We start from the raw sequence: 19304 nt of genomic DNA on the forward strand, positions 1-19304 counted from the left end.
ATCGTCGGATCCGTCAAGGGCCAGTTATTCGTCAGGAGCGACGCGTGCAGCGAAACGGACGGGGTAGCGAGGGCTTCGACGCCGATGTGGCCGTCGTGGGATATGGGCCGACGGGGATGGCGATGGCCGGGCTGCTCGCCCAGGCCGGGCACCGCGTGCTGGTGCTGGAACGCTATGCCGGGCTGTACAACCTGCCGCGAGCGGCGATCTTCGACGACGAGACCATGCGGACGCTCGACAAGCTCGGCATCGCCGAGCAGATGGCGCCCAAGTTGCATGTCCAGCGCAACTACGAATGGGTCAACGCGGCCGGCCAGCTGTTGATCGACCACTCGTTCGCCGAGCGTGGTCGAAGCGGCTGGGCGGAGTGGTACATGATGTACCAGCCCGAGTTGGAGGACGCCCTCGACGCTGCCTGCCGAGCGCTGCCGAGCCTCACCGTCGCGCACGGCGCCACCGTCGTCGATCTCGAACAGGACGACGCAAGCGTCGTCTTGCACGTGGAGGACCTCGACGGCGCCCGCCGCGCGATCTCCTGCCGCTACGCCGTGGCGTGCGACGGCGGCAACAGCGCCGTCCGCCGCCGGCTGGACATCGGCGAGCATGACTACGGCTTCTCCGAGCCGTGGATGGTCTGCGACTTCCGCCTCACCCGCGACGTGGAGCTGCCCTCAGCACGGCAGGTGGGCGACCCGGCGAAGCCGGTGTCGATCATCTCCCTCGGCCCCCGGCACCACAGGTTCAGCTTCATGCTCGACTCCGCAGCCGATTTCGAGGTGGCCAGCGAGCCCGCGTTGATCTGGGCACGAGTCGCCGACTACCTGGTTCCGGACGACGCCGAGCTGATCCGGGTGGCCACTTACACGTTTCGGTCCTTGGTCGCCGACCGGTGGCGCGACGGCCGCATCGTGCTGGCCGGGGACGCCGCGCACCAGATGCCCCCGTTCCTCGGGCAGGGCATGTGCTCGGGCATCCGCGACGCCCAGAACCTCGCCTTCAAATTCGACCTGCTGTTGCGCGGCCGGCGCGATGAGGAGCTGCTGGACACCTACCAGCTCGAGCGCGAGCCGCACGTGCGCGCCGTCGTCGAGAAGGGCATCGAACTCGGCAGGCTGCAGACCGTGCGCGACCCGGTCGCCGCGGCCGAGCGCGATCGGCGGCTGATCGCGGCGCGCTCCGAGGGCCACGACACCGGATCCATGCGCTTTCCCGGCCTCCATGCCGGGTTCTTGTCCAGCTCGCCGGCAGGCGGCCGAGGCGAGCTCTCGATCCAGGCGGACGTGGACGACGCGGGTCGGCGCGGACGATTCGACGAGGTGCTCGGCCGCGGCTTCGCACTGATCGTCACCGCGGAGGTGCACCGCCTCCTGAGCTCCGACGGCACCGCCGACGCGCTGCGTTCCGCGGGAGTCGTGCTCGCCGGCGTCACCCAACAGGCGCCGCAAACCGTGCCGGGCTCGGTCGTGCTGGACGTCGACGGCGCCTACGCGCAATGGTTCGCCGACCACGACGCGGTCGCGGTCGCGGTCCGACCCGATTTCTATGTGTACGGCGCCGCGGCTGACGGGCCGGCCGCCCTTGAACTGGCTGCCGAGCTCCTCCGCGACCTCGGCGCCGCAACGTCGACAGCTTCGGAGACGGCTACGGCTACGGACACGGGCACGGACACGCACGCGCTGGCGGTTTCGCTGCGCTCAGGGGCGTCGGCGTGACCGCCTTCCACTATGACGCGCTGCCGGGACGGGTCGTCTTCGGCGCCGGCTGCAGCACGCGGCAACTCGAGCCGGAGCTCCAGCGGCTCGGCGCGCGCCGAGTCCTGCTCGTGGTGGCCGAGCAGGAGCACGCACTAGCGGACAAGCTCATCGCGCCGCTGGGCGCGCTTGTCGCCGCCACCTTCACCGACGTCCATCAGCATGTCCCGGAAGCGACCGTCGAGCAGGTGCTGGCAGCAGCGCGAGCGGCGGACGCCGACGCGGTGCTGAGCATCGGCGGCGGGTCGACCACCGGCACCGCGAAAGCCGTGGCCTTGCGGACGTCGCTGCCCATCGTGGCCGTGCCCACCACCTACGCCGGGTCGGAGATGACGCCGATCTGGGGCATGACCGCAGGTGGCCGAAAGACCACCGGCCGCGACCTCGCGGTGCTGCCGAAGACGGTGCTCTACGACCCCGATCTCACGCTGTCGCTGCCCTCGTCCATCACCGTGTCCAGCGCATTCAACGCCGTGGCGCACTGCGTCGAGGCGCTGTACGGGCCTGGCGCCAACCCGATCACCAGCCTGGTCGCCGTCGAAGGAATCCGCGCGCTCGCTGCAGGTCTCGTGCCCGTCGTCACCGATCCGCACGACGGCGCCGCGCGCGCTGATCTGCTCTACGGCGCCTATCTGGCCGGCACCGCGTTCGCCACCGCCGGCTCAGGCCTGCACCATGCGATCTGCCATGTGCTCGGCGGCGCGTTCGACCTGCCGCACGCGCAGACACACGCCGTCGTGCTGCCGCACGTCGCCGCCTTCATCGAGCCGGCCGTCCCGGACATGCGGCGCGCCGCGCAGGCGCTGGGCGGCGCCTCGGTGGCCGACGGGTTGGCCGGATTGGCCGCCACCACAGGCGCCCCGACATCGCTACGGGAATTGGGCATGCCGGCGGACGGCGTGGAGGAGGCGGTCCGGGTGATCATGCAGAAGGATTTGACCGGCAATCCCCGGCCAGTCGGAGAGGGCGACGTGCGCGCCATCCTCAGTGCGGCGCTGGACGGCCGGCCAGCCACTGTCGACGCCTACGCGACGACGGCCCCGGCCCGATGACGACTGACATGAATCCGACCCTCGCGGGCGTCGCCTCCTCCGTCGATCCGGCCCTGACCCAGCGCGTGCTGGACAGCTTCGACGACTCGGCCTCGCCCCGTTTTCGGCAGGTGATGCAGAGCCTGGTGACCCACCTGCACGCGTTCGCATCCGACGTGTCTCTCACGGAGGACGAGTGGGCGTCGGCCATCGAGTTCGTCACCCGCATCGGCCAGATCAGCGACGACTCGCGGCAGGAGGCGATCCTGCTGTCCGACGTGCTCGGGCTGTCCATGCTGACCATCGGCATCAACCATCCGCCCGCCGCGCCCGTCACCGAATCGACCGTGATCGGCCCCTTCTTCGTGGCGGGGTCACCCGAGTTCGCCAACGGCGACGACATCTCCGGCGGGGCAAGCGGTCAGCCGTGCTTCTACTCGGGCACCGTCACCGGACTCGACGGGCAGCCCCTCCCCCACGCGCTGCTCGAGATCTGGCACTCGGACGAGGAAGGGAACTACGACGTCCAATACGCAGACCGCGAATCGGCGCAGGGCCGCGGGCACCTGCGCGCGGACTCGCGCGGCCGCTACTGGTTCTCCTCTGTGCTGCCCGAGCCGTACCCCATTCCGCAGGACGGCCCGGTCGGCGACCTGCTGACCGCCGCTCGGCGCAGCCCGATGCGGCCGGCGCACGTCCACTTCATGATCGCGGCGGCCGGCTTCGTCACGCTTATCACGCATGTGTTCCGCGACGGCGACCCTTACCTCGGCAACGACGCGGTGTTCGGCGAGAAGGACTCCCTCGTCCGCGCGTTCGAAGCCCACGGGCCCGGACCGGCGCCGGACGGGCGGCAGCTCGATGAGTTCTTCACCATGAGCTACGACTTCGTCCTGCAGCCGTCCCCCGACGCACCCGCCCGGCTGGACCCGCGTGACCCGCGTGGCCCGCAATAGGATCAGCCGATGACATCCGAGGTTGACGGCCGGGCCCACCGCTTGTCAGTTCCGGTTGCGCACAGCGGCCGCGACAGCGCCGAGACCGGCCGCGACCAGGGCGCCGAGGACGGTCGCCAGGGCATTCAATCCGTCGAGATCGCGATGACGGTCCTGCTCACCCTCGAAGAGGGCGGCGGCCCGATGAGCCTCACCCAGCTGGCCACCGCGAGCGGCATGCAGCCCAGCAAGGTGCACCGGTATCTGGTCAGCTTGAGCCGCGTGGGCCTGGTCGCGCAGTCCGCGACGTCGGGACGCTACGACTTGGGGCCGTCGTTGCGGCGCCTCGGCGCCGACGCGCTGCGGCGCATGGACGAGGTGGGGATCGCCTCAGACCACCTGCCTGCGTTGCGCGATCGAACGGGACACGCGGTCAACCTGGCGGTGTGGGGCGATCACGGTCCGGTGATCGTGCGGTGGGATTACGGCGCCTACGCCCTGCCGATCACCGTGCGGGTGGGGTCGACGCTGCCGTTGCTTACCTCGTCCGTGGGGCGCGTCTACCTCACGTACCTGCCTGCGACCCTGACCTGGCCGGTGCTGCGCGCGCAGGGCCCGGACGTCGCCCGGGCCGATCCGCGGGTCGTCGAGGAGATCGCCGCCACGGTGCGGCGCGACGGCTTCGCCACGACAGCCGGCGCGGTCATCCCCGGGATCTACTCGGTGGCGGCCCCGGTCTTCACCACCGAGGACCAGTTGCCGCTGGCGGTTTCCATCGCACTGCCCGAACGACTCGCCGACGCGGCGCTGCTGCAGTCGGTGACCGCGACGCTGCTCGAGACCACCAGCGCGATGTCGGCCGACATCGGCTACGCACAGCCCACGAAGCTCGAACCCAGGAGATCCCGATGAGAGTCAGCGGTTTGCTGCACTACGGCCTGCAGGTGCCCGACCTGGACACGGCCGCCGATTTCTACGGCACGTTCGGCCTCGACGTGAGCGAGCGCTCGACGTCGCTGGCCGTTCGGTGCGTGGGCCGCGATCAGGACCAGACCGTGCTGGTCGAGGGTTCGGACAAGCGGCTTCATCACGTCAGCTTCGCCATCACGCCAGGCTCCGGGCCGCAGTGGCAGCGCCATCTCGAGGCGCAGCACATCGAACTGCTCGACGGGCCCGGCGGGGACATCGGCGCCGGCCTGTGGTTCGCCGACCAGGACGGCAACCTGGTGAACCTGCTCGAGCGCGAACTCGCGGCGCCCCGGGCGGTCGACACGATCCCGGTGAATCTCGCCGGCAGCTACCAGCGGGTGGACCGCGCCAGGTGGCTCGACGCGGACGCGCCGGCTGTCCCCCGTCGGCTCGGCCACATGCTCATCTTCACCACGGACAACGTGCGCGCCGAGCAGTTCTACGCCGCCGCGCTCGGACTGAAGCTCTCCGACCGGGTGCCGGGCAAGGCGAGCTTCATGAACAGCGGGCCGGGCGACCACCACATTTTCGGCTTCATCCAGAGCAGCCATCCCGGCCTGCACCATTCGAGCTGGGAGGTCGAGACTTTCGACCAGCTCGCAATCGGCGCTCGGACCATGGCAGACAGCGGTCACCGGGTGGGCTGGGGCCTCGGCCGGCACACGCTGGGATCAAACCTGTTCCACTACATCCGCGACCCCTGGGGCAGCTGGATCGAGTACTTCACCGACATCGACCAGATCACCGAGGAGTGGCAGGCCCGCACGGACTGGACTGCCCCGCCCGCCGTGTGGTGCCCGATGATGCCCGAGGACTTCCTGCAGAACCAGGAGGACAAGCGAGACTGACGCACTCGCCCTACCTACGCAGGTAGGTAGTATGGGGGTCGATCCGATCTCCGACGGAAGGGCACCTCATGAGGCTGGCAGGCGTGACGCCGTTCCCGCCGGAGTACGCGCGTCGATATCGACGCAAGGGGTACTGGGAGGACCGCCCGCTCGTCGACCACTATCTCGACGCCTTCGAGCAATACGGCGACCGAGTGGCGATCATCGACGACACCGAGTCCGTGACGTATGCCGAGCTGGCGGCGCGCGCCGCGACCGTGGCGCGCGCGCTCGTCGACCTCGGCTTGCGCCCGCTGGATCGCGTCGTGGTGCAGCTGCCGAACACGGCGCTGTTCGCGTCGCTCTACATCGCGTTGCAACACATCGGCGCGATCCCGATCATGGCGCTGCCGTCGCACCGCTACCGCGAGATCGAACAGTTCGTGCGGCTGTCCGGCGCGGTCGCGCTGGCATCGCCGGCCACGTCCAAGGACGCGGACTTCGTCTCCATCTTCGACCGGATCGCCAGCGCGCAGCCGTCGTTCACGCTGCACATCGTGCAGGGCGCGGCGCCGGATTCCAGCGCGGTGCGGCTGGAGACGTTGCACGAAGCCCAGCCCCGCACGTCGGCCGACCACGTCAAGGAACTGCGCAGCGCCATCGACCCGGAGGACCCGGCGGTGTTTCAGCTGTCCGGCGGCACCACCGGCATCCCGAAGCTGATCCCGCGAAGCCACAACGACTACGCCTACAACTCCAAGCTCGCCGTCACCGTGTGCGACGTGCGCGCCGGCGACGTGTTGCTCGATGTACTGCCGATCTCGCACAATCTGCCGCTCGCCTGCCCGGGCATGCAAGGCTTCCTGTTCTCCGGCGCGACGGTCGCGATGAGCGCCAGCACCAACGCGGCCAACCTCTTCCGTCGGATCGAGCGCGACCGCGCGACGCATGTGCACGTGGTGCCGGCGCTGCTGATCAAGCTGATCAACGACGGCTCGGCCGCCGACTTCGACCTCAGCTCGATGCGGGTCATCCAGAGCGGCGGCCAGCGATTGCAGCCGGAAACGCGCGCCCGCGCGCAACGGATCTTCGCCAATGCCACCGTGCAGGAGAACTTCGGCATGGCCGAGGGCCTGATCATGTTCGTGCGGCTCGACGACCCGCTCGAGGTGCGGCTGGAGACCGTCGGCCGGCCGATCTGCCCCGACGACGAGGTGCGACTGGTCGACGAGGTCGGCGCCGACGTGCCGATCGGCGAGACCGGCGAGATGTGGACTCGCGGGCCGTACACGCTGCGCGGCTACTTCGACGCGGCCGAGCACAACGCGCACGCCTTCTCACCCGACGGCTTCTACATGTCCGGCGACTTGATGTGGCAACACCCCAGCGGAAACTACGTCGTGGCGGGCCGCCGAAAAGATCTGATCAACCGCGGCGGCGAGAAGATCTCCGCCGAAGAGATCGAGAACCTGCTGCTGTCCCATCCCGCGGTCCTGAACGCCGCGTGCGTCCCGGTCGACGACGACGTGCTGGGCGAGCGCATGTGCGCCTGCCTCGTGCTCCGCCCGGGAAGCTCGGTCACCCTGGAGGCCTTGATCGCGCACTTGCAGTCCTTCGAACTCGCCCGGCACAAGTTGCCGGAGTACCTGCGGATCTATCCCGAATTCCCGCTGTCGCCGGTGGGCAAGATCTCGAAGAAGCAGCTGGTCGCCGACCTGCGCGAGCAGCCGCCGCGCCGGTGATCGGCGCCCGCCAGCGCAACGTCGCCCTGCTGGTGGCCGGCTGCTTCTTCATGGAGAACCTGGACGGCACCATCGTCGTGACGGCGGCGCCGCGGATCGCCGCGGATCTGAATGTGACGGCCGCGTCGGTCGGTCTCGTGATCACCGCCTATCTGATCACCCTCGCCGTCCTGATCCCGCTCAGCGGCTGGCTGGCGGCCCGCTTCGGCAACCGCCGCGTCTTCTTCGCGGCCATCGCCGTCTTCACGCTGGCGTCGGTGTTGTGCGCGGCCAGCCCCAACCTGAACGTGCTCGTCGGCGCCCGGGTCCTGCAGGGTGTCGGCGGGGCCATGATGGTGCCGGTCGGCCGCCTCACCGTGCTGGCCGGGACGCCCAAGGCCGATCTGCTGAGGCTGATGTCCTACATCGTGTGGCCGGGACTCATCGCGCCGGTGATCGCTCCGCTCGCCGGTGGGCTGATCACGACATATGCCAGCTGGCGGTGGATCTTCCTCATCAACGTCCCGCTCGGCGCCGTCGCGCTCGTGGCGGCGGTCCGGCTGTTGCCGGCGTCGCCGCGGGGCGACGTGCCGCCGCTCGACTGGAAGGGCGTCGGGCTCACCTGCACCGGCTTGGGCGGACTGACCTACACCGCTCACCTGCTGTCCATCAGCACCTCGTCGTGGACCCCGATCGTCGTCCTCGGCACGCTGTCGGCGCTCGTGCTGGCCGGCACCGTGCGCTACCTGCTGCACGCGCCCTCGCCCGTGGTGGACCTGCGGACGCTGCGCATCCGCTCGCTGCGCCTGTCGCTCTCGGGGCTCTGCCCGTTCTGGTTGACGGTCGGCGCGGTGCCGTTCCTGCTGCCGTTGCTCTTCGAGGACTTGTTCGGGTGGAGCGCGGTCAAGGCGGGCGCCGTGGTGCTCGCCGTCTTCGTCGGCAACATCGGGATCAAGCCGGCGACGACGTTCCTGCTCAATCGCTACGGGTTTCGACGCAATCTGATCTGTGCGAGCGTCGCGGTGGCGGCCACCGTGGCCGTCGCCGGACTGTTCACCGCGACCACGCCGATCCTGATCATCCTGACGGTGACCGTGCTCAGCGGCGCCGCTCGCTCGCTGGGTCTGACCTCGTACAACGCCCTGAGCTTCAGCGAGGTCCCGGAGGACCAGATGCGGCACGCGAACAGCCTCGCGGCCACGGTGCAGCAGCTGTTCGCGGGCTTGGGCGTCGCCGCGGCGACCGTCGCCCTGCGCGTGGGCGCGCCGATCGGCAGCGCCGTGTTCGGCCGCCACACGCCGGCGACCCCGTACACGATCGCGTTTCTGCTGCTCGCGTTGGTCGCGCTGCTGGCCACCGCGCAGGCCTTCCGGCTGCCGCGGGACATCGGCGACGCCGCCCGCCGGCCGTCCCGGCCGCCCCCGGCGGCGAACCGCCGACCCCCGCTTAGCAGTCCTGACGCGAGCGCGCAACGCCCTGGCAACCTACCGCGGTAGTATGCATTCTTGACCGACGAGGAGGGTCCCCGAATGGCGACGTTTCCCGGCTCCGCGCACGCGGCCGACGCACGATTCACCGAAGCGCTGTCCAGCCTCGGATTTTCCCAGTACGAAGCCCGCTGCTACGTCGGCCTGCTCGGTTCGACGCCGCAGACCGGGTACGCGGTGGCCAAGGCGACCGGCGTGCCGCAGCCCAAGGTGTACGAGGCGCTGCGCAAGCTCGTGACGCGCGGCGCCGCCCGCCAATTGCCTGGCGAGCCGGCGCGCTTCGTCGCGCTGGATCCGGCCACGCTGCTCGACGGCCTGCAGGCCGCGTTCGACGAGCGGCTCGACGACGCGCGTCGATCGACGCCGGACGTCGCCGACATCGCGCAACCCTCGACCCAGGAGGACGTCGCGGGACTGGCCGGGCGTGAGTCGGTGCTCGCGTCGGCAAGCGCCGCCCTGCACGCTGCTGCGCGCCGCGTGTACCTGTCGGCGAGCGCAGCCGAGATCACCGCGCTGGCCGACGACATCGCGGCCTGCGCGGCCCGCGGCGTGGACGTCGTCGTGCTGGCCTTCGGGCGCATCACGCTGGACGTCGACGGCGTGCGCGTGTTCCGGCACGCCAGCACAGACGGCGCGGTGTTCCGCCACCACCAGGCCCGGCACGTCGCCATGGTGACCGACTCGCGCGAGACCGTGTTCGGCCTGGCCGCGGACGGCCGGGCGTGGTCGGGCATCCACACCGCGAACGCCGCGATCATCGCGGCCGTCAAGGGCTACATCCGCCACGACATCGACATGCAGCAGGTGTTCAGCGACTTCGGCGCACAGCTCGTCGCAGCCTATGGACCCGGCCTGCAGGAGCTGGAGAGCTACCGGGCCGAGCAGCCGCGCGCCGCCGACCGCGGCGCGGCGTCGGCCCGGCGCACCGGCTGAGGATCACGTCGTCGCGGTGTAGCCGCCGTCGATGACGATCACCTCGCCGGTGACGAACGGGTGGCTGACGGCCAGCGCGTGGATGCTCTCGGCGACGTCCTCGAGCGTGACGTTGCGCTTGAGCGGGGTGTGCTGGGCGCGGCGCTGCATGAGCCGGTCGTAGTTGTCGCCGAGGGTGCGCTCCATCCACTCCCCGGCGATCCAACCCGGCGCGACCGCGTTGACCCGGACCTCGGGCGCGAGCACCGCCGACAGCGTCCGGGTCAGGTTGACGACCGCGGCCTTGCTGGCCGCGTAGACCAGTGGCTGCGGCCCTGGCCGCAACCCGACGATGCTGGCGACGTTGACGACCGATCCGCGCGCCGCGCGCAGGGCCGGCGCCGCGGCGCGGACGACCTGGACGAGCCCGCGCACGTTGGTGGCCATGACGCGGTCCCAGTCGGCGAAGTCGAGGGCGTCCAGGTCCTGCGGCGGGGTCTCGCTGGTGGTGCCCGCGTTGTTGACGAGGACGTCCAGCGTGCCGGTCCGCTCGACGGCCCGCCCGACCAGCTCGCGCACCGCCGCGTCGTCGGCGACGTCAGCCCGCACCGCCTGGTGAGCGCCGCCGATCGCGTGCAGCTCGCCGAGGACCTGCTCGGCGCGATCGGCCGACCTGCTGTAGTTGATGGTGACGTCGAAGCCGGCGCTAGCCAGCCGCAGCGCCGCGGCGCGGCCGATGCCAGCGGCCGAACCGGTGACCAGCGCAGCAGGGCGTCGGGTTTCGGTCACGCGCGTCTCCCGTCGTCTTCGCGTGGCCGCGCCGTCAGCGCCGCTCCTCGCGCGGGCGCCATCAGGCTGCCGCCACCCGGTCGAAGCCGAGCACCCGCTCGGCGTTGGCGTGGAACACCTTGTTCATGACGTCCTCGGAGTAGCCGAGGTCGGACCACTCGTTCAGCAGCCGATCGAACGGGATGCTCGGATGGTCCGTGCCGAACATGATCTTGTCCTGCAGGCGGGCGCGGATGTCGGTGCGCAACCCGGGCGGAAAGTGCTTGGGCGCCCAGCCGGACAGCTCCCAGAAGACGTTGCCCTTGTGCAGCGCGACCGCCGTCATCTCATCGATCCACGGGTAGCCGGGGTGCGCCGCGATGATCGTCAGGTCCGGCAGGTCGGCGGCGAGGTTGTCGATCGCGAGCGGGTGCGCGTTGCTGATCCGGCTGCCCAGCCCGCCCGGCAGCCCGGCGCCCATGCCGGTGGTGCCGACATCGATCATGACCGGCAGGCCGAGTTCGGAGATTCGGGCGAACAGCGGACGCCACTGCGGGTCGTCGACCCGGAAGTGCCCCATGATCGGGTGGAAGTGGAAGCCCAGCACGCCGTCTTCGCGAGCGGCCCGTTCGGCTTCGGCGACGGCAGCGGCGCCCGCCAGCGGATCGACCGCGCCCCATGCGCCCAGGAAGACGTCCGGGTGTCGGTCGCGCATGGCCGCGACCGACGTGTTCCCGCAGGCTGGCGCACCGGTGGAGCTCTCGATGTCGAACGCGACGAGGACCGCCTCCATCCCGGCCGTGCGGATGTCGGCGACCACGTCCTCCTCGGCGCGGCCCACCCACGGCTTTTTCCAGTAGCGGGCCAGCGCCTCGGCGAACGGGCCCTGCGAGCGCACCCACTCGTCGGTGCCTGGGTAGCAGTGCAGATCAATGCGACGCATGGGCTCACCCTAACTACTTCAGTAGGTACTACGCTACTGTCGGGTGGACCACAGGAGGCGAGCCGATGACAAGTCCGAGCACGGCCAACTGGGCGCTGGTGACGGTGACCAGCCCGACCGCCCCGGCGCCACGAGTCGGCGTGCGGCAGCTGGGCGGGACGCAGGTGCGGATCCCGGAGTTCCTGCGTGGCTACGGCGGCGTGCTCGACGTCATCCACGATTGGGCCGAGCTCGAACCGGCCTTGCGCGCCCATGACGGCGCCACGGGCGAGCTCGTCGCCGATCCGGAGATCCTGCTGCCGCTGCGCTACCCGGCGAAAGTGCTCTGCTCGGGACCCAACTACCGCGATCACCTCGCGGAGATGAAGCAGGCCGGGCTCGGCGACTCGTGGACGGCGTACTTCTTCTTCAAACCCCCGACCACCAGCCTCGTCGGCCCGACCGATCCGGTGCTGGTCGGCGAGGACTGGGCGACCGATCAGGTCGACTGGGAAGGCGAGCTCGCCGTCGTCATGGCCCGCGGTGGCCGCGACATCGCCCACGGCGACGCCTTGTCGCACGTGGCCGGCTACTGCGTGGCCAACGACATCTCGCTTCGGGGCCCACACCGCCGGGACACCCCGGCGGCGCCGTTCGTGTGGGACTGGGTCGCGTCCAAGGGCGCCGACACGTCGCTGCCGATCGGTCCCGGCGTCGTGCCCGCGTGGCAGATCGACGACGTCCAGCAGCTGCCCATCCGGACCCGGGTCAACGGCGAGCTGCGCCAGGACGGCAACACCTCGAACATGGTGCTCGACGTCGCGACGATGGTCGCCCAGGCAAGCGAACTGCTGACTCTCGAGCCCGGCGACGTCATCGTCACCGGCACGCCCGCCGGCGTCGGCGCCTCGAGCGGCACGTTCCTCACGCCGGGCGACGTGGTGGACGTCGACATCCCCGGGGTGGGCCAGCTGCGAAACACCATCGAGCGCAGGAGCGCGCGATGACGCTCATCACGCGCCTGCGCAGCATCGCCATCTCGGCGCAGGACCCGGCTGCCTTGCTGCCGTTCTACGAGCAGACCTGGGGCCTGGAACGCGTCGCCGAGACGACCGACGGCGCGATTCAGCTGCGCGCGCGGGGGCCGGAGCACCATGTCTTCACCCTGGTGCCGGGCGACGGGCACAGCCTGGAGCTGATCAGCCTGGCCGCGTCCTCGCCGGACGCCGTCGACACCATCGTCCAGCGGGCGCGTGACACCGGCGCCGAGGTGGAGCAGCGCCCTGCGGCCAGCACCGAGCCGGGCGGCGGCTACCGCGCGATCATCCGCGATCCAGAGGGCCGGCGGCTCGAGGTCAGCGCCGACCTCGCCGAGCACGACGGCGCGCCCGGGCGGGACTTCGGCCCCGATCGCCTCAGCCATATCGTCCTGAACTGCACCGACATGACCGCGGCCAAAGACTTCTACCAGCAGGTGCTCGGGTTCCAGATCTCGGACTGGTACGAGAACGACCAGATGGTCTTCCTGCGCTGCAACGAGCTGCATCACTGCATCGTGCTGGCGCCGGGCCGCTGGACGTCGCTCAACCACGTCGCGTTCGAGGTCGAGTCGGCCGATGAGGTCATGCGGGCGTTGGGCCGGATGCGCAAGGCCGGCTTCGACACCATCTGGGGACCGGGCCGGCACGGTCCCGGCGGAAATGTCTTCTGCTACTTCATCGACCCCGTCGGCAACGTCATCGAGTACACGGCCGAACTGCTGGTCCTCGCCGACGACTGGCAACCGCACTCGTGGGTGCGCAATCAGGAGAACGCCGACGTGTGGGGAACCAGCGGCGGCATCAGTCCCGAGGTCATCGCCGCGATGGCGAACCCGCCCGCGGGCGAGCGCTCGTGAAGGCGATGGTGATCAACGGTTTCGGCGGCCCGGAGGTTCTGGTCCCGGCGGAGCTGCCGCTGCCCGAACCGGGCGCCGACGAGGTGCGCATCCGGGTGCAGGCCATCGCGGTCGCCCGGACGAAGGACGTCGCGGCGCGTGCCGGCCGGCCGCCGTTCGCACCGATGATCACCGCGTTCCCGCACGTGCTGGGCACCGAGCACGCCGGCGTGGTGGACGCCGTGGGCTCAGCCGTGGGCGACCTGGCGCCGGGCACGCGCGTGGCCGTCTCGGCGGTGCTGTCCTGCGGCAAGTGCCGGGGCTGCGTGATCGGCCACGAAGAGGCGTGCGAGACGTTCGGCTTGATCGGCGTGCACCGCCAGGGCAGCTACGCCGAATACGTCGTCGCTCCCGCCGGCAACGTCCATCGGCTGCCCGACGACGTCGACGCGGCGTCCGCCGCGGCGGTGGCCGCGAACGGCCCGGTCGCCCGCGCTCAGCTCGACGCGGGGCTCGTCGGCGAAGGCAGCACGGTGCTCGTCATCGGCGCCGGTGGCGCGTTGGGCTCGATGGCGGCCACGATGGCGGCCTGGCGCGGCGCGCGTGTGATCGGCGTCGACCGGCTGGCCGACCGTCCCGACCGGCTCGACGGGCTGCCGCTCGCGGCGAGCGTCGACGGCGACGCCGAGCAGCTCCCCCAGCTGATCGCGTCCGCGGCCGGCAGCTCAGGCCTGGACTGCGTGATCGACAACCTCGGCCTGCCGGCGGTCTGGACCGCCTACCGGCCAGCCGTCGCCTACCTGGGCCGCATCGTCGTGTCCGGCGCCATCAGCCACGACGCGCTGCCGATGCAGTTGCTGCCCTTCTACCTGCGCAGCCAGTCGCTGATCGGCGTCCGCACCGGCAACCGCGCCCAGATGGCGGCGGTTTGGCGCGATGTCCACGAGGGATTCCGGCCGCCTCGCGACCATGTGCGACGGTTGCCCTTCGCGGACGTCTCAATCGCCCACGCCCAGGTCGAAGCGGGCGCCGCGCACGGTCAGATGGTCTTGGAGATGTCGTGAGTCCGACTCAGGAGGCACCGATGAGCTTGCCGGATCAGGTCGCGTTGGTCACCGGCGCCGCCCGGGGAATCGGGCGCGCGATCGCCGAGGCGCTCGCCGCAGACGGCGCCGAGGTCGTCGTCGCCGACATCGACGCGGACGAGGCGGAGCTGACCGCCAAGGCGATCACCGCCGGCGGCGGCCGCGCTTTCGCGGCGGCGCACGACGTGCGCGACGAGCAGTCCAGCGCCGACGTCGTCGCGCGCATTCTCGAGCGGCGCGGCCGGCTCGACATCCTGGTCAACAACGCCGGGGTGGGTCCGCGACCCGGCCCGTTCCACACGCTCACCGCCGACGAGTACGACCGCGTCATGTCGATCAACGCGCGCGGGCTGTTCCTGACGACGAAGGCCGCGGCGCCGCCGATGATCGAGCAGCGGTCCGGACGCATCATCCACATCTCGTCGGTGGTCGCCAAGCGGGCGTCGCCGAACATCCTTCCCTACGCCGCGTCGAAGTGGGCGGTGATCGGCATGACGCAGACGATGGCCCGCGAGCTCGCGCAGTACGACGTCACGGTCAACGCGGTCTGCCCGGGAGTGATCCGCACGCAGCTGCACGAGGGCGTCGTGGAGAAGATGTCGACGCTGTACGAAAAGACCGAGGACGACACCTGGCAGATGTTCTACGACCGGATCGCGCTCGGCCGGTTGCAGGAACCCGCCGACATCGCCGACATGGTCGCCTTCCTGGCCTCGGCGAAGGCCCGCAACATCACCGGGTCGGCGTTCAACGTCAACGGCGGCATGGAGTTCAACTGACGCCGCGAGGTTGAGCCGGCCGCGAGTCAGCTGACCCCCTGCCGCGCGGCGGGCTCAGATCGGCGAGCCGGTCCACACGCCGCGGTCCGGGTCGTTGAACATCGCCGGGATCATCTGCTCGGTGATCGGGTTCGACGTCCCCCACTGGTCGGCCTCCTCGGGCGTCGCAACCCAGACCCGCGGCTCCCACGCCGCGTCGTCCTCGATGCGTTCCAGCTCGGTCGTGTACTCGACGATGTTGCCGTTCGGGTCGAGGAAGTAGGAGAACGTGTTGTCCCCCGCGCCGTGCCGGCCCGGTCCCCAGATCGGCGGCCGGCCGGACCGCTTCATCCGGCCGGTCCCCCGCATGTACTCGTCGATCCCGCGCATCTCGAACGACACGTGGTTCAGCGACGTGTGCGGCCCGTGCGCGATGGCGAGGATGTGGTGGTCGACGCGGGTGCGCAGGAAGCACATCTGGTCCTCGAGCCAGTCCGACAACCGGAAGCCGAGCAGCGTCTCGTAGAACTTCTTCGTCGCCACCACGTCGGTGGCGTTGACGACCACGTGGCTGAGCTTCTGCGGAATGGACTCGCGAGGTTCGAGCGGCCGGTAGGGCCGCTCGGCGACCTCGGCCGACACCTCGATCAACCGCCCGTCCGGGTCGAAGAAGCGCATGCCGTAGCCGCCGCCGGGCGTGCCGAGCTTGTCCGGTTCCCGGTCAACCTGCACGCCCGCGGCGATCATGCGCTCGGTGACGGCGTCGACGTCGTGTTCGGTCTCGACCGCGAACGACAGCAGGTCGAGCCGCTTCTCCGCCGCCCGGCGCACCCGCAGGATGTACTGCTCAGGATGGGCAGGCGTCGCGAAGAAGGTGATGTCGGAGTCGTTCGCGACGGGCACCAAGCCCCAGATCTTGTCGTAGAACTCGACCGACTCCCGGTAGTCGGGCATGGCCAGGCCCACGTGACGCAGGTGCGTGATGGGCGAACGGGTCAGCGGCTCGGACACCGGCTGTCTCCTTGGGACGGGTCGCTGCGGGCGACGGTTTCAGGCGTAGCAGGCAAGCGGGCCGCCGTTGTAGGCGACCATGTCGCCGAGCGCGGCCGCGATGTCGAGCGGGTGCCCCGCGGGATCGAGATCGCAGTAGGCGCGGTGCAGGTTGCCGACTATGCGTTCGGCGTCGAGCCACTCGGCGTATTGGCCGAGGTCAGTTTGCCGCGCCGCGTCGAGCGGCCCGACACCGGCGTCGAGACCCTGTCGCGCGACGCTGAGCACGAAGCGCAGGTAGCCGACGACGGTGTCGATGAGGCTGCTCGTGCACGGCGCCCCGTGGCCCGGCACGATCACCACCGCCGGATACGCGGCGACGACGTCGGTGAGCACGCCGATCGCCCCGCTGACCGATCCCATCAGCAGGAACGGCGTTCCGCCGTTGAACAGCAGGTCTCCGCAGAACAGCACCTGCTGCCGGGGCAGCCACACGAGGCTGTCGTTGTCGGTGTGCGCCGGCCGGCCGACGTGGCTGACCTCGATCGGGTCGTCGTCGGACCACAGCGTGACCCGGTCGGTGAACGTCAGCGTGGGCGGCGCCAGCTCGATGTCCCCCCAGTCGACCGGATCCCACACGCCCGGCCGCGGCGGCAACCCGGCCTGCAGCAACGAGGCGCGGCAGTTCTCGTGCGCGACGATGGTCGCCGTGCCGAACAGATAGTTGCCGAACGTGTGGTCGCCGTGGTGGTGGGTGTTGATCAGCGTCGTGACCGGCGCGCGGGAGACGGTGGCGATCCGCTCGAGGTAGGCCGCGGTGCGAGCTCGCGTCGAGCACGCGTCGACGCTGATCACCGCCTTGCCGCCGACGACGAAACCGGTGTTGTTGATCCACCATGAGCCGTCAGGCTGGATGTAGGCGAAGACCTGATCGGCGACCTCCACCAGCTCTGCCGGTCCGAACCCCGCGCTCACGTCGGGGTGCTCACGTCGGGCTGCTCACGTCGGGCTGCTCATGCTGGCGCGTCGAGCAACCTGTCGACGGCTCGCGACTGTTCCGGCAGGTGGGTGCGCATCGCCTCCACCGAAGCGGCGTAATTGTCGGCGTTGATCGACATCTCGTTCGCCAGGATCTGGTGCGACACGTCCTGCACCAGCTTGGCGCGCGGAAACCGGCGCTCGCCGAATTGCCGCAGGGTCTGCTCGATCGGCCCGCCGGCGGCCAGCATCTCGGCCAGCACGACACCGTCCTCGAGCGCCATGCCGGCGCCCTGGGTGAGGTGCGGAGCGCACGCGTGCGCGGCGTCGCCCAGCACGCCGACCCGACCGGCAAACCACGGCAGCGGCAGCATGACGTCGGAGATCGGGCTGTACACGATCCCGGCCGGGCCGCTGATCGAGTCGCGAACGCGCCCGGGCAGGTCGCCGAAGGGCTCGAGCTGGCTGCGAAGCAGATCGCCCAGCGTCGCCGGATCGTGTACGACATCCGCCGGCTGCGCCGTCACGACGAACATGTACATCGAGTTCTCGCTCAGCGGGCAGAAGCCGAGCTTGACGCCGAGGGCCTGGTAGACCCGCATTCCGGTGACCTCCGCCGGCCGCGGCAGCGTGATCCGCAGGACGCCGAACCCGGAGTGCACCGGATCGTACTGGTCGCCGAAGATCTTGCGCCGCGTCCAGGACTTGATGCCGTCGAAGGCGACCACGAGGTCGTAGGTCTCGTGCCGGCCGTCGGTCAGCTCGACCTCGACCTCGTCGCCGCGATCGGCGAGGTCGGCGACGCTGGTGTGGTAGCGGATCTTGATGCCGACGTCCTCGGCCCGCTCCAGCAGGATGCGGTGCAGGTCCAGCCGGGACAGCGCGTTGTTGCAGGGCACGTCCTCGCCGCTGAAGCCGTAGGGGATGTTGACCAGATGCTCGCCGTCGGCGCCGTAGAAGTCGCACTGGTCGAATTGGTACCCGACGGCCAGGCAGCGTTCGAGGACGCCCAGCGACCTGAGGGCGCGCAGGCTGTTGGCAGGCTGGTTGATGCCCACGCCGTAGACCGAGAACTCCGGCTTCACTTCGACGACATCGACGTCGATCCCGCGTTGGGTGAGTGCGATGGCCGCGCCGAGACCGCCGATCCCGGCGCCGACGACGAGAACTCTCACGACCGCCTCCGAGGGATGCTGTAGTGCGACGCCCTGCACGATAGGACGCCGAGGCCATAAGGCACAGACGACCTTTGCGATGTGCGGCATCGACGCTGTCGATGGAACGCCGTCGTTCTGGGACGATGAGCGGTGTGGACGTGTCCGGGACGCTGCGTCGTGCCGATCTCAACCTTCTGCTGCCGCTGAACGCGTTGCTCGAGCACCGGCACGTCACCCGCGCGGCAGAGGCAGTTGGGATTGGCCAGCCGGCGATGAGCGCGGCGCTCGGCCGGCTGCGCCGGCTGTTCGACGACCCGTTGCTCGTGCGCAGCGGTCGGGTTCTCGAGCTGACGCCGATGGGTCAGGCGCTGCTCGAACCGGTCCGGGCCGCGCTGACCGGTCTGGAGCAGCTGTTCGTGACGACGCCGCGCTTCGACCCGGCCGTCGACTCCCGCACGTTCACCGTCGTGGCGAGCGACTATGTGACGCTGGTGCTGCTGCGCCCGCTGCTCGAGCTGTTGTACCGCGAAGCGCCGGGAGTGGCCGTCAACGTGGTGCCGGTCGACGGCGCCACCGCGGTGCATCTCGAGCGCTCGCAGGTAGACCTCGTGATCATGCCGCGCGAGCTGCCGGACACCGGGATGGCCGGCTTCCCGCATCGCGCGTTGTTCACCGACCGGTACGTGCCCGCGGTCTGGAGCCAGAACCGCGACGTCGGCGACGTCCTCGACCGCGACGCGATCTCGCGGCTGCCCTACATCCAGTTCAACCCGGTCGGCGGGAACGCCGCCTATGTCGACGTGCAGCTACGCGCGCTCGGGATCGAGCCGAAGGTCGCGTTGTCGACGCTCAGCTTCACCCTCGTCCCGGCGTTGCTGCCGGGCACCGCGCTGTTCGCGTTCGTGCACGAGCGGCTCGTCGCGGCGTCGCACGTGCGCCGCGATCTCAAGATCCTCCAGACAACGGTGCAGCTGGCGCCGATCGTCGAGACGATGTACTGGCATCCGGTGCTGCACAGCGACCCGGCGCACCTGTGGCTGCGCGAACGGGTGGCGACGCTGGCGGCGAACCTGTGACGCGCGGCGAGCCCATCGCCGCCGTCGATGACGGATATCGGCGAGCACGTCTTTCCCACCT

18 protein-coding genes are annotated in these 19304 nt (G+C 70.3%); 13 read left to right on the top strand and 5 right to left on the bottom strand.

Annotation, left to right across the window (positions count from 1 at the left end):
• Positions 1–44: 44 nt before the first annotated feature.
• From ACFFBG_RS12845 to ACFFBG_RS12880, 8 genes are all read left to right on the top strand, one after another.
• Entirely contained in the window at positions 45–1712 is a 1668-nt protein-coding gene (locus tag ACFFBG_RS12845) for a bifunctional 3-(3-hydroxy-phenyl)propionate/3-hydroxycinnamic acid hydroxylase (RefSeq protein ID WP_375479274.1), read from the top strand.
• Positions 1709–2803: a maleylacetate reductase gene (locus ACFFBG_RS12850; RefSeq protein ID WP_375479276.1), complete on the top strand. Its 1095-nt coding sequence runs from the start codon at positions 1709–1711 to the stop codon at positions 2801–2803. Before ACFFBG_RS12845 ends, ACFFBG_RS12850 begins: the two co-directional genes overlap by 4 nt.
• 8 nt (positions 2804–2811) lie before the next feature.
• Entirely contained in the window at positions 2812–3738 is a 927-nt protein-coding gene (locus ACFFBG_RS12855) for a dioxygenase (protein ID WP_375479278.1), read from the top strand.
• Positions 3739–3747: 9 nt separating this feature from the next.
• Positions 3748–4629, top strand: a complete 882-nt coding sequence (locus ACFFBG_RS12860) for an IclR family transcriptional regulator (RefSeq protein WP_375479280.1) — start codon at positions 3748–3750, stop codon at positions 4627–4629.
• Positions 4626–5534, top strand: coding sequence for a VOC family protein (locus ACFFBG_RS12865; RefSeq protein ID WP_375479282.1), 909 nt, complete (start codon positions 4626–4628; stop codon positions 5532–5534). Before ACFFBG_RS12860 ends, ACFFBG_RS12865 begins: the two co-directional genes overlap by 4 nt.
• A gap of 83 nt (positions 5535–5617) precedes the next feature.
• Positions 5618–7255, top strand: coding sequence for a (2,3-dihydroxybenzoyl)adenylate synthase (locus ACFFBG_RS12870; protein ID WP_375479284.1), 1638 nt, complete (start codon positions 5618–5620; stop codon positions 7253–7255).
• The gene (locus ACFFBG_RS12875) at positions 7252–8730 is read left to right on the top strand and encodes an MFS transporter (RefSeq protein WP_375479286.1); all 1479 of its coding nucleotides are present in this window, start codon (positions 7252–7254) and stop codon (positions 8728–8730) included. The genes ACFFBG_RS12870 and ACFFBG_RS12875 overlap by 4 nt, the downstream gene beginning before the upstream one ends.
• A 9-nt stretch (positions 8731–8739) precedes the next feature.
• Complete coding sequence (locus tag ACFFBG_RS12880; RefSeq protein ID WP_375479288.1) at positions 8740–9654, top strand: TrmB family transcriptional regulator; 915 nt, start codon at positions 8740–8742, stop codon at positions 9652–9654.
• 3 nt (positions 9655–9657) lie between these two features.
• On the opposite strand, the gene ACFFBG_RS12885 is transcribed toward ACFFBG_RS12880, so the two are convergent.
• Both ACFFBG_RS12885 and ACFFBG_RS12890 read right to left on the bottom strand, forming a co-directional pair.
• Positions 9658–10422, bottom strand: a complete 765-nt coding sequence (locus tag ACFFBG_RS12885; protein WP_375479290.1) for an SDR family NAD(P)-dependent oxidoreductase — start codon at positions 10420–10422, stop codon at positions 9658–9660.
• 61 nt (positions 10423–10483) lie between these two features.
• Positions 10484–11344: an amidohydrolase family protein gene (locus tag ACFFBG_RS12890; protein ID WP_375479291.1), complete on the bottom strand. Its 861-nt coding sequence runs from the start codon at positions 11342–11344 to the stop codon at positions 10484–10486.
• 65 nt (positions 11345–11409) lie between these two features.
• Between ACFFBG_RS12890 and ACFFBG_RS12895 the strand changes: the two genes are divergently transcribed.
• The 4 genes from ACFFBG_RS12895 to ACFFBG_RS12910 are packed head-to-tail and all read left to right on the top strand — an operon-like array spanning position 11410 to position 15063.
• Positions 11410–12330: a fumarylacetoacetate hydrolase family protein gene (locus ACFFBG_RS12895; protein ID WP_375479293.1), complete on the top strand. Its 921-nt coding sequence runs from the start codon at positions 11410–11412 to the stop codon at positions 12328–12330.
• Entirely contained in the window at positions 12327–13220 is an 894-nt protein-coding gene (locus ACFFBG_RS12900) for a VOC family protein (RefSeq protein ID WP_375479295.1), read from the top strand. The genes ACFFBG_RS12895 and ACFFBG_RS12900 overlap by 4 nt, the downstream gene beginning before the upstream one ends.
• A gap of 5 nt (positions 13221–13225) precedes the next feature.
• Positions 13226–14263 carry an alcohol dehydrogenase catalytic domain-containing protein gene (locus ACFFBG_RS12905; RefSeq protein WP_375479697.1) on the top strand — a complete coding sequence of 346 codons (1038 nt, stop codon included), beginning with the start codon at positions 13226–13228 and terminating at the stop codon, positions 14261–14263.
• A gap of 20 nt (positions 14264–14283) precedes the next feature.
• The gene (locus ACFFBG_RS12910; protein WP_375479297.1) at positions 14284–15063 is read left to right on the top strand and encodes an SDR family NAD(P)-dependent oxidoreductase; all 780 of its coding nucleotides are present in this window, start codon (positions 14284–14286) and stop codon (positions 15061–15063) included.
• A 54-nt stretch (positions 15064–15117) separates the two neighbouring features.
• Here ACFFBG_RS12910 and ACFFBG_RS12915 read toward each other — a convergent pair whose 3' ends face one another.
• The 3 genes from ACFFBG_RS12915 to ACFFBG_RS12925 are packed head-to-tail and all read right to left on the bottom strand — an operon-like array spanning position 15118 to position 18185.
• Entirely contained in the window at positions 15118–16053 is a 936-nt protein-coding gene (locus ACFFBG_RS12915) for a VOC family protein (RefSeq protein WP_375479299.1), read from the bottom strand.
• 39 nt (positions 16054–16092) lie between these two features.
• Positions 16093–17007: an MBL fold metallo-hydrolase gene (locus ACFFBG_RS12920; RefSeq protein WP_375479301.1), complete on the bottom strand. Its 915-nt coding sequence runs from the start codon at positions 17005–17007 to the stop codon at positions 16093–16095.
• Positions 17008–17045: 38 nt separating this feature from the next.
• Positions 17046–18185, bottom strand: a complete 1140-nt coding sequence (locus tag ACFFBG_RS12925; RefSeq protein WP_375479303.1) for an FAD-dependent monooxygenase — start codon at positions 18183–18185, stop codon at positions 17046–17048.
• A gap of 125 nt (positions 18186–18310) precedes the next feature.
• Between ACFFBG_RS12925 and ACFFBG_RS12930 the strand changes: the two genes are divergently transcribed.
• The gene (locus tag ACFFBG_RS12930; protein WP_375479305.1) at positions 18311–19243 is read left to right on the top strand and encodes a LysR family transcriptional regulator; all 933 of its coding nucleotides are present in this window, start codon (positions 18311–18313) and stop codon (positions 19241–19243) included.
• Positions 19244–19304 lie beyond the last annotated feature (61 nt).

It is taken from the genome of uncultured Jatrophihabitans sp. (genome assembly GCF_964251945.1).
GTDB lineage: Bacteria > Actinomycetota > Actinomycetes > Mycobacteriales > Jatrophihabitantaceae > Jatrophihabitans.

What these genes read in the sequence shown, in the direction of transcription:
- ACFFBG_RS12855 (WP_375479278.1), top strand. Translation starts at nt 2,812, where the DNA reads ATGAATCCGACCCTCGCGGGCGTCGCCTCCTCCGTCGATCCGGCCCTG.
- ACFFBG_RS12860 (WP_375479280.1), top strand. Translation starts at nt 3,748, where the DNA reads ATGACATCCGAGGTTGACGGCCGGGCCCACCGCTTGTCAGTTCCGGTT.
- ACFFBG_RS12865 (WP_375479282.1), top strand. Translation starts at nt 4,626, where the DNA reads ATGAGAGTCAGCGGTTTGCTGCACTACGGCCTGCAGGTGCCCGACCTG.
- ACFFBG_RS12890 (WP_375479291.1), bottom strand. Translation starts at nt 11,344, where the DNA reads ATGCGTCGCATTGATCTGCACTGCTACCCAGGCACCGACGAGTGGGTG.
- ACFFBG_RS12895 (WP_375479293.1), top strand. Translation starts at nt 11,410, where the DNA reads ATGACAAGTCCGAGCACGGCCAACTGGGCGCTGGTGACGGTGACCAGC.
- ACFFBG_RS12900 (WP_375479295.1), top strand. Translation starts at nt 12,327, where the DNA reads ATGACGCTCATCACGCGCCTGCGCAGCATCGCCATCTCGGCGCAGGAC.
- ACFFBG_RS12905 (WP_375479697.1), top strand. Translation starts at nt 13,226, where the DNA reads ATGGTGATCAACGGTTTCGGCGGCCCGGAGGTTCTGGTCCCGGCGGAG.
- ACFFBG_RS12910 (WP_375479297.1), top strand. Translation starts at nt 14,284, where the DNA reads ATGAGCTTGCCGGATCAGGTCGCGTTGGTCACCGGCGCCGCCCGGGGA.
- ACFFBG_RS12930 (WP_375479305.1), top strand. Translation starts at nt 18,311, where the DNA reads ATGAGCGGTGTGGACGTGTCCGGGACGCTGCGTCGTGCCGATCTCAAC.